At 68.5% G+C, this 9,812-nt stretch carries 7 protein-coding genes and 1 pseudogene; 3 read left to right on the plus strand and 5 right to left on the minus strand.

Features of this window, described 5'->3' with window-relative positions; all coding sequences use genetic code 11:
- Nucleotides 1–286: FluC/FEX family fluoride channel (locus tag B1A74_RS13770; protein ID WP_077244965.1), on the plus strand; the 286-nt coding region annotated here is incomplete at its 5' end.
- On the plus strand, nt 283–705 hold the full coding sequence (gene crcB / locus B1A74_RS13775) for a fluoride efflux transporter CrcB (RefSeq protein WP_018947954.1): 423 nt from the start codon (nt 283–285) through the stop codon (nt 703–705). The genes B1A74_RS13770 and crcB, both read left to right, overlap by 4 nt.
- 62 nt (nt 706–767) lie before the next feature.
- On the opposite strand, the pseudogene B1A74_RS13780 reads toward crcB, so the two are convergent.
- The 4 genes and pseudogenes from B1A74_RS13780 to B1A74_RS13795 form a co-directional block, all read right to left on the minus strand.
- Nucleotides 768–1,746 (minus strand): annotated as a pseudogene (locus B1A74_RS13780) (isoaspartyl peptidase/L-asparaginase family protein).
- Nucleotides 1,747–1,771: 25 nt separating this feature from the next.
- Entirely contained in the window at nt 1,772–4,537 is a 2,766-nt protein-coding gene (locus B1A74_RS13785; RefSeq protein WP_077244966.1) for a cation-transporting P-type ATPase, read from the minus strand.
- An 87-nt stretch (nt 4,538–4,624) separates the two neighbouring features.
- Nucleotides 4,625–5,353 (minus strand): cellulose biosynthesis protein BcsS, encoded by a 729-nt coding sequence (bcsS, locus tag B1A74_RS13790; RefSeq protein ID WP_077244967.1) that lies wholly within the window; start codon nt 5,351–5,353, stop codon nt 4,625–4,627.
- Nucleotides 5,314–7,572 (minus strand): glycosyltransferase, encoded by a 2,259-nt coding sequence (locus B1A74_RS13795; protein WP_077244968.1) that lies wholly within the window; start codon nt 7,570–7,572, stop codon nt 5,314–5,316. The genes bcsS and B1A74_RS13795 overlap by 40 nt, the downstream gene beginning before the upstream one ends.
- A gap of 267 nt (nt 7,573–7,839) precedes the next feature.
- Here B1A74_RS13795 and B1A74_RS13800 point away from each other — a divergent pair, with 267 nt between their 5' ends.
- Nucleotides 7,840–8,739, plus strand: coding sequence for an alpha/beta fold hydrolase (locus B1A74_RS13800; RefSeq protein WP_077244969.1), 900 nt, complete (start codon nt 7,840–7,842; stop codon nt 8,737–8,739).
- A gap of 27 nt (nt 8,740–8,766) precedes the next feature.
- Here the strand turns inward: B1A74_RS13800 and B1A74_RS13805 are convergent.
- The coding region (locus B1A74_RS13805; protein ID WP_279625497.1) for a proton-conducting transporter transmembrane domain-containing protein at nt 8,767–9,812 on the minus strand (1,046 nt) is incomplete at its 5' end.

Here is a 9,812-nt window from a genome sequence, read left to right on the forward strand (position 1 = left end):
TCCCTGGGGGACGCTGGCGGTGAACGTCTCCGGTGCGCTGCTGATCGGCCTGGCGCTGGGCCGGGTGTCCGGGCCGGCGCTGACCTCCTGGCTCTGGCTGCTGCTGGTGGTGGGGGTGCTTGGGAGCTTCACCACGGTATCGTCGTTCAGCCTGCAGGTGGTGGGCGTGGCGGAGCGTGACGGCCTGCGCCCGGCGGTGCTCTACATCCTGCTGACGCTGGCCGGCGGGCTGATGCTGGTTTCCCTGGGTTATGGTCTGGCTCGCGCGGCGGGCGGGGCGGCATGACGGGGTATGACGTCCGCCTGTCCGCGTTCGTCGCGCTGGGGGCCGCGCTGGGCAGCATGGCGCGTTACGGCCTGTCGTGGAGCGGGCTGCACCTGGTGGGCGCCGGGTTCCCCTGGGATACGCTCGCGGTCAACATCGCCGGGTCCTGGCTGATCGGGCTGTATGCGGTGATCAGTGCGCCGGAGGGCTGTCGCCCGGCCGACCCGGTGACCCGGCAGTTCGTGCTGGCCGGGTTCTGTGGCGGGTTCACCACCTTCTCGGTGTTCAGTCTGGAAAGCCTGTGGCTGATGCAGTCGGGCGATCCGGGTCGTGCCGCGCTGTACGTGGCCGTGTCGCTGGTGCTGTGGATCGCGGGGGTCTGGCTGGGCAGCCGCATGGGGCGGCACTGGAACGCGGCCGCGGAACGGCGGGAACGCTGAGCCCCGGTGGGTGAGGCCCGTCCGGCGGGCGACCCCGTTCCGGGACTCGCGGCGTGGTCCGGTCAAGGGGCAGGCGGAACAGGCGGGGGCTCGACGCCGGTCCGGGTCGGGCCTCCGTGTTCGATCCAGCCGTGGAGCATGCGCGGGGTGGTGGTGCCGGCCGCGCAGCGCCCGGCATGGTCGATCGCGATGGCCCCGCCGTAGCCGCCGATCCGTTCGTGCAGATGCTGCAGGCTTGTGGTCAGGGCCTCGCGGGCGTCCAGACCGAGATGGCGGATGCGGTCGGCCAGGTCTTTGGCGAAGACGCTGCGCAGGAAATCCTCGCCGTGCCCGGTGGCGGAGATGGCGGCGGTGGCATCGTCCGCGTACACGCCCGCGCCGGGGATGGGCGAGTCGCCGACCCGGCCCGGGCGCTGGCCGGTCATCCCGCCGGTGGAGGTGGCCGCGGCCAGATGGCCGTGGTGATCGCGCGCGACCGCGCCGATGGTCCCGGGCGCGGGCTCGTCATGATCCAGCGTGACCCGGCCCCGGCGCAGGGCGCGCTCCAGCNNCGAGATGGGGATGGCGCAGGGCGCGCTCCAGCTGTTCCCGCCGCTGCGGGGTGATCAGGGACTCCTCGTCCACCTGCGCCATCCCCATCTCGCGGGCGAAGGCGGCGGCACCGTCCGCGACCAGCAGTACGTGTTCCCCGTCTTCGAGGATCGCACGCGCCAGGCGGACCGGGTTGGCGATGCCGCGAACCGCCGCGACGGCCCCCGCAGCGAGAGCCGCGCCATCCATGATCGCGGCGTCCAGCTCCACGGACCCCTCGCGGGTCAGGGCGGCGCCGGTGCCGGCGTTGAACAGGGCATCGTCCTCGAGCCGCGCTGCGCAGTACTCAACGGTATCCAGGGCGCGTTCGCCCCGCGCCAGACGCTCGCGGCCGGCCTCCAGAATCCCCTGCAGCGCGGCGTGATACGCCTCGGCAGCCGCCGCGTCCTGCACTTCGCGCAGCGCCCCCGCGCCGCCATGGATCATCAGCGAGAAGGCCCCGGATGTCATCCGTTGTCCCGGGGCATGGCGCGGATTACTCCGGGGCCGCCTGGTCATTGCCCGGCTCGGCCCCGCTTCGGCCCTGACCGTGCGGGTCGAACCCGCGGCGGCGCAGGATGGTTTTCTCGATCTCGACCAGCACGAACAGGATCACGCCGAAGGCGAGGATGCGCAGCCATTCCTCGAGGCCGATGGCGGCGGTGCCGAACAGGAACTGCAGCGGCGGGGCGTAGGTGAACAGGCCCTGCAGCAGGATCAGCACGGCCACCGCGATCAGCACCGCGCGGCTGCCCAGCAGCCCGGCGCGGTTGAATACCGGTTCCAGGATGTAGCGGCTGTTGAACAGGAAGAACAGCTGCCCCATGACCAGGGTGTTGATTGCCACCGTGCGGGCGAAGTCGTCGGGGACGCCCTGGTGCTCCAGCCACAGGAAGTGGCCGAAGGTACCGGCGACCAGCAGCACGGAGACGAAGGCCACCCGCCACAGCAGGAATCCGGACAGCAGAGGCGTACCCGGCGGTCGAGGCCGGCGCTGCATGACCCCCGGCTCAGTGGGCTCGAAGGCCAGCGCGAGGGCGAGGGTCACGGCGGTGACCATGTTGACCCACAGCACCTGCACCGGGGTCAGGGGCAGGGTCAGTCCGAGCAGGATGGCGGCGACGATGGTGAAGGCCTGGCCGCCGTTGGTGGGCAGCAGGAACAGGATGGCCTTCTTCAGGTTGTCGTAGACCGTGCGGCCTTCCTCCACCGCGTTGGCGATGGAGGCGAAGTTGTCGTCCGCCAGCACCATCTCGGAGGCCTCGCGCGAGGCCTCGGTGCCCTTGATCCCCATGGCCACGCCGACGTCGGCGCGCTTGAGCGCCGGGGCGTCGTTCACGCCGTCGCCGGTCATCGCGACCACCTGACCGTTGGCCTGGATGGCGGTGACCAGGCGCAGCTTGTGTTCGGGGGTGGCGCGCGAGAACACGTCCACGTCGCGCACCTGCCGGCGCAGTTCCTCGTCGGACGCGGCCTGGATCTGCTGCCCTTCCATCGCGCCGCCACGGGCACGGATGCCCAGCTCGGCGGCGATGGCCTTCGCCGTCACCGCGTGGTCGCCGGTGATCATCTTGACCCGGATGCCGGCTTCACGGCACTTGCGCACCGCCTCGATCGCCTCGTCGCGGGGCGGGTCAATGATGCCGAAGATCCCCACCAGGGTCAGCCGCTGGTCTTCCAGATCCGAGTCCTGCAGTGCGGTCTGGCTGGCGTCGGTGGAACGGATCGCCACCGCCAGCAGGCGCTGTCCGCCGCGCGCGATGGCGTCGATGCGTTCCCGCCAGGCGCGTTCATCCAGCGGGCGTTCACCCTCCGGCCCCAGCTCCTTGCCGCACATGGTCAACAGCTTTTCCGGGGCCCCCTTGACGAAGATGCTGCCGTTGCCATGGTGATCATGGTGCAGGCTGGCCATGTACTTGTAGGCGGAGTCGAAGGGGATGACGTCGGCACGCGGGTGTTCGGCGCGATGGGACGCCGGGTCCAGTCCGGCCTTGGCCGCCAGGGTCACCAGCGCGCCCTCGGTGGGCGCTCCCTCCATGAACCACTCGCCGTCGCGCTGGTGCAGTTCGGCGTCATTGCACAGGAGCCCGGCATGGATCGCGCGCGACAGCACCGCATCCTCCTGCGGGTCGATCTCGGCTTCGTCGCGCGAGAACCCCCCGTCCGGGGCGTATCCGGTGCCGGAGACCGAGGTCACGCTGGTGGTGGTCACGATGGTGCGTACCGTCATCTCGTTGCGCGTGAGGGTCCCGGTCTTGTCGGAGCAGATGGTCGTGACCGACCCGAGGGTTTCAACCGCGGGCAGGCGGCGGATGATGGCGTTGCGCATGGCCATGCGCTGCACGCCGATGGCCAGGGTGATGGTCATGATCGCCGGCAGGCCTTCGGGGATCGCGGCCACCGCCAGGCTGACCGCCGCCAGGAAGGTCTCCACCAGGGCGTAGTCCCGCACCCAGTAGCCGAAGGCGAAGGTGGCCCCCGCCAGACCCACGATGCCGACCGACAGCCAGCGGCCGAACTGCGCGATCTGGGCCAGCAGCGGCGTGGTCAGCTTCTCGACCTCGCCCAGCATGGTGGTGATATGCCCGATCTCGGTGCGTTCGGCGGTGGCCACCACCACGCCGCGGCCCTGCCCGTAGGCGACCATCGTCCCGGAGAAGGCCATGTTGCGGCGATCGCCGAGGTCCGAGTTTTCCGGGCCGGGCTTGGTCTCCTTGTCTGCCGGCAGGGACTCGCCGGTCAGCACGGCCTCGTCGACGCGCAGGTTGTGCACGGAGAACAGGCGCAGATCCGCCGGCACGCGATCGCCCGCGTTCAGCAGCACGATATCGCCCGGGACCAGCTCCTCGGCGGGGATGGTGCGCCGCTGGCCGTCGCGCAGCACCACCGCCTGAGGCGAGAGCATGTCGCGGATGGCATCCAGGGCCTTTTCCGCCTTGCCCTCCTGCACGAAGCCAATGATGGCGTTGATCAGGACCACCCCGAGGATCACCCAGGTGTCCAGCCAGTGATCCAGCAGCGCGGTGCCCACGGCCGCCGCGATCAGGATATAGATCAGGACGTTGTGAAACTGGAGCAGGAAGCGCTTGAGCGGTCCGGCCTGCTCCGCTTCGGGCAGGCGATTGGGGCCGTGTTGCTGCAGCCGCTCGCCGGCCTGATCCTGCGACAGCCCGTGGTCCGTGTGGCTCTTCAGTTCGTCGGCGACGTCCCGCGCTTCGCGGGCGTGCCAGTTCGAGGGCGACTGCTCCGGCTGGTCTTCCAATGCACTTCCCCTGTATGGCCCGTATCTGACCCGGCTCTCATCCTGCCGCGACGCGGGCGGGATGTCACCCGTGCCGGGCCGGCCGCGTCAGCGGAAGTGACGCACCAGTTCAAGCCCGAGGTAACCCCCGGAATCGCCACCGTCGCGAATCTGCTTGTGTCCGGTCTTCACGACCATGTCGAGGCCGGGGCGGACCTCGCGCATCTGCAGGGCCAGTCCGCGATGGACGGCGTCGTAGTCGCGGTCCCCGTGGAACAGTACCTCCGGCCCGAGGTAGTAGCGGCTGTCGCCCAGCCGTCGCATCGCCCGGCCGCGGGTCCAGTAGGCACGGTCGGCCGGGGTGACGCTGACCCCGCCGGTCAGGATCCAGCGTTCGTCGATGATGCGCCCGGCATCCATGTCCAGGACCGCGCGCAGCCGTCCGCCGACCACGTCGCTGTCATCGGGCTCGGGGTCCAGTCGGGTGTGGTACCAGGCCGCCCCGACATAGGTACTGAGCCAGCCATCCTGTACCGGGAACTGGTAGCCCAGCGCGGCCGAGGCCCCGGTGGCCCGGCCTTTCACGGTGGTGTCGTTGTCGGGGTACTCGTATTGCGTGTAGTCGACGCGGTAGCGCTGGGCCCAGCCGTTGCCGAGTTCGCCGTCGTTGGGGATGATGGCCGTGGTATAGGCGTAGCCGCCGTCGAACAGGCCCTCGACCCCGGCCAGACCCAGCCAGTCGGCACGGACCGGCACGGCCAGGGCGAGCAGCGGCACGCTCAGGGCAGCCGCCCGGATCAGGCCGAGGCGGCGATGGTGTCGGCGGGTTGCGGACATGATGTCGCTTCCTTTTGCAGGTGAAGTCGATAGAGGTGGACGGGGCCATCGGCGGTGGCCAGCAGACGGGAATCGCCGACGCTGGCGTGCAGTACACGGGTTCCCGACTGGTAGGGGCGTGTATGGATCTCGACATGGCCCCCCGCGATCAACGGCCGGTTGACCAGCAGGTAAGGCGGGATGTCTTCCCGGGTTTCCACGGTCACCACGCCATAGAAGATCTCGTCATCGTATTGCACCGGAAAGCGGCATTCACAGGCGCTCCAGTAGCGGATGGAAGCCAGATGCCGGCCGAAGGCGACGGCGGGCGAGATCTCGGCGTCCGGGTGTTCCTTGCCGCGTTCGGCCAGTCGCATCAGGGGGGTGCGTGACTGTTCGCTGTAGCCCTGGACGTGCCACTGCAGGTCGTTGCCGTGCAGGAAGGTTTCCAGACGTTCTTCCACCGGGGACTCGAGTTCGGCGAACTGCAGTCCGTGAATCCGGCTGTAGTGTTCCCCGTCGGGCGCCGTCTCGTTGTGCGAAAAGCGGACGGTCGCGCGGATCGGGAGGGGGCCTCCGGGCAGATGCAGGGAGCATTCCAGGGGTGATTCGGGATCGCTGCCCGAAGGCAGTGCCCCGTAGGCGCGGCATCCGCTCGGGGACAGGTCGTCCACCGTCAGCAGGCGTGGCGCCTCTCCGGGTAGCGTCACGCTCATGGCCACCGGCACGGGAAAGCGGTATTCGGCGCGGCGGTAGCTTGAATTGCGCGCGGTGTAGCGGAACAGCGAGATCGCGATGGCGATCAGCAGCCCCGCCCAAAGCACGTTGGCGATCAGGGCATCCCGCGGCAGATGCTCGTACTGGAAAAACAGCGCGATGCCGGCCGGGATCGCCAGGGCATTGAAGGCCAGAAGGAACCACTGCACCCGCAGGGGTTGCGGCCGTCCATCCTGTTCCGGGAGACGGCTCTTGTGGGTCACCCGGAAGGTGAGATGGCGCCGGAACAGACCCAGTGTGGCGCGGGCGAAGATCGCGAAGCGGGCAAAGTTGTACTGCTCGATGATGGTGGTGCGACCGTACCCGCGGGTCAGTTCCTCGAAGGCCCAGAAACTCAGCAACATGTACGGGATGAAGATGATCAGGAATTCGGTGACGGACACGCTGATCGGCAGGATCCCGGTTACCAGGACGACCGCGGGTATGGCGTAGAAGATCGCCCGTTGCCAGCCGTCGAAGTAGGTGAGCATGCTGGCGAAGTAGTTCAGGCGCTGAATCCAGGTCAGGCCCGGGTTGGTCAGTACCCGTTCCCGACGCCACACCTGCATCGCGCCCTGACCCCAGCGCAGGCGCTGCTTGAGAAAGCCTTCCGGGTCGATGGCGGCGATGCCGAAGGCCAGCGGTTCCGCGTGGTACACGGAACGATAGCCACGTTCATGCAGGCGGATGGAGGTATGCAGGTCCTCGGTCACCGTGCCGGTGGCGAAACCGCCGATGTCGTCCAGACAGCTGCGCCGGCTGATGGCGCAGCTGCCGCAGAAAAAGGCCGCGTTCCAGTGGTCCTTGCCACGCAGGATCACGCGGAAGAACAGCGACTGTTCGGTCCACAGCTGCTTGCGATCCGGGTCCAGCCGGTGCTGGTAGGAATCCAGGTTGTAGAAGTCCTGCGGAGTCTGGACGAAGGCGAGTTCGGGATCTTTGAAGTAGCCCAGGGTGTTGGTGAGGAAGTGGCGATGCGGTGCGTGGTCAGCGTCGAAGATCGCGACAAAGTCGCCCTGCGCGTGGGCCAGGGCGTTGTTCAGGTTGCCGGCCTTGGCATCCTCGCCATTCTCGCGCGCCAGGTAGTGACAGCCCAGGCGATCGGCCAGGGCCTTCATCGCCGGCCGGTTGCCGTCGTCCAGCAGCCAGGTCTCGTGGGGATAATCCATGCGCACGCAGGCCAGCAGCGTCCGCCGCACAACCGACTCGGGTTCGTTGTAGGTGGGGACGAACACGTCCACCCCGAGCCCTTCCGGCGCGGGTGGTGGCGTGCGCACGCTCAGGCGCCAGTTCATGATCACGTGCATGACCATGGTCAGTACGCCATAGATCTCGGCGCCGTAGACCAGCCAGGAAAAGGCCAGGGCTTCGGGGTTCAGGGTGGTGAAGCGCCAGACCAGGTAAAAGGCGGCAACCGCCAGGTAGAACAGGATCAGGCCCCGCTGAGGGAAGGTCAGCGGTTCAAAGTCCGGAGTTCGATGCACGATGTGTCTCGATGCTGTCGGAAGGCGTGCGATCGTTGACAGCGAACGACCACCCTGGTCGTTCGCGCAACCGGCGCCGGATGTCCAACAGCCCTGCATCGGCGCCGATTTCGCGGGAATATCCCGGGGGAACTCCTTTCTGGAGTATGTAAGTTTTTTCGACGGCGTCAATGTCCCGCGGGCGAAAACCCGAGGAATATTCGCGGCCCCCTCGGGGTCTCTCAAGAGAACGCCCCCGAACCGATTCCACCGCTGGAGAATGCCCTCATGCGCATTGCACCCCTGACCCTGACGGCCGTGGCCCTCGCTGCCAGCTTCAGCCTTTCCGCTGCGGCAGCCGAACGCATCACCCTGGAACACGATGGCGTCAACATGGTGGGCCATCTCGCCGAAGGCAGCGGTGCCGCCCCGGAAGACGGCGTGGTGCTGATGCTCCACGGCACCCTGGCGCACGGGCGTATGGAGGTGATGTCGGCCGTGCAGGATCTGCTGGCCGAGCAGCACGGCCTGAACACCCTGTCGGTGAACCTGAGCTTCGGGATCGACGAACGCGAGGGGATGTTCGACTGCGATGCCCCGGTGACCCACGGCCCCGAGGAACACCTGGACGAGCTGGCCGCCTGGCAGGGCTGGCTGGAAGACCAGGGCTACGGCCCGGTGACCCTGATGGGGCATTCCCGTGGCGGTAACCAGATCGCGCGCTATCTGACCGAACGCGAGCCGGACAACGTGGCCGGTCTCGCGCTGCTGGCGCCGGCCACCTTTGACGCGGAAGCAAACGCTGCCGAATTCTACGAACAGACGGGCACCTCGCTGGACGAGGCCCTGACGGCAGCGCGCGAACGGGCCGAAGCCGATGAAGGCATGCTGGAGGACCACCGCTTCCTCTACTGCGAGGCCCTGGAGGTCGCGCCGCAGGCATTCCTCGGGTATTACGAGCCGGGATCGCGGCACGACACCCCCAGCGTGCTCGACGGCATCATCACGCCCACCCAGGTGATCATTGGCGAGGCCGACGAGACGGTACCCGACCTGCCCGAGCGCATGGCGGCGCTGGAGGACGACAGCCATATCCGCGTGGATACCGTGCCCGGGGCCGGGCACTTCTTCCGCGACTTCTTCGCCGACGACGCGGCGGACTTGATCGCGGAATTCGTCCGCCGCTGATGCGTTCGCCATCCCGGGTGGTTCGGGTCAGGGCGTGAACGCCATGGCCGCGTACAGGCCCAGTAACGACAGGCCGAACAGAAACGCCAGACGTCCCCAGCGGGTCATGCGTCGTTCGGCCCATTCCAGCTCGTGCCGGGTGATCCTTTGCGCCCGGCGCAACCGGGCCCGCAGGCGCGGGTGCAGGCGGATCTCGCGCAATGGACTGACCCGGGCATGCAGGCCCTGCGCTGCATGGATCAGCGCATTCGCCAGGATCGCCACGTCCCCTTCCGGGACGTGACGGGCCATCCATTCGCGCAGAACGATGCCCCCCAGTGCGCTCAGGACCAGCCCCGCCAGGATGGGCCACAACAGGGAAACAGCCGCGAGCCCGGGGAGCGGTACCGCGGGCGAGGCCAGGGCCGTCAATGCGGCCACTGCGGGGAGGATCAGGGACATTGCCGCAAGCAGCGACCAGGGCAGCCAGCGCCCCGTTGGCAGCGGGCGTGCCGTCAGCGCCAGATCCTGGCGCAGGCGCCACAGGAAACGCAGCACCAGCAGGGTAGTCCCGATGGCCGCCAGGGTCAGCAGGGTGTAGACCAGCCCTGTGCCGTTTGCGGCCAGCGGCGCTTTCAGCAGGTCCTTCGCCAGTGCCCCGCTGGTGAACGGCAGCCCGGCCAGGGAGAAGCCCGGCAGGGCGATCAGGCCGAGCACCGCGTAGCGGTACCGCTTCGAGCGGGGGAGCTGTCCGGCGATATCCACCGCGAGAAACAGCGAGCCCTTGGCCAGGCCGTGATGCAGGGCGTAGATAGCCACGGCGAACAGCAGCGGTTCGCGCATCGCGGGCAGCAGCAGCGCGAGCCCGACCCCGGTGGTCATCAGGCCCATCTGGCTGATCGACGAATAGGCCAGGATGGTCTTGGGCCGCGCCTGGAGCAGCCCCGCCAGTGCGCCCAGGAACGCCGCCGCCAGCCCCAGGGCGACCAGCACCTCGCCGAGCACGGCGTGGCCCGTGGCATCCAGCGGCAGCAGGCGCATCCAGCCCAGCAGCCCGGCCTTGATCATGGCTCCTGAAAGCACCGCGCTGGCGG

The sequence above is a fragment of the Thioalkalivibrio halophilus genome (genome assembly GCF_001995255.1).
GTDB lineage: Bacteria > Pseudomonadota > Gammaproteobacteria > Ectothiorhodospirales > Ectothiorhodospiraceae > Thioalkalivibrio > Thioalkalivibrio halophilus.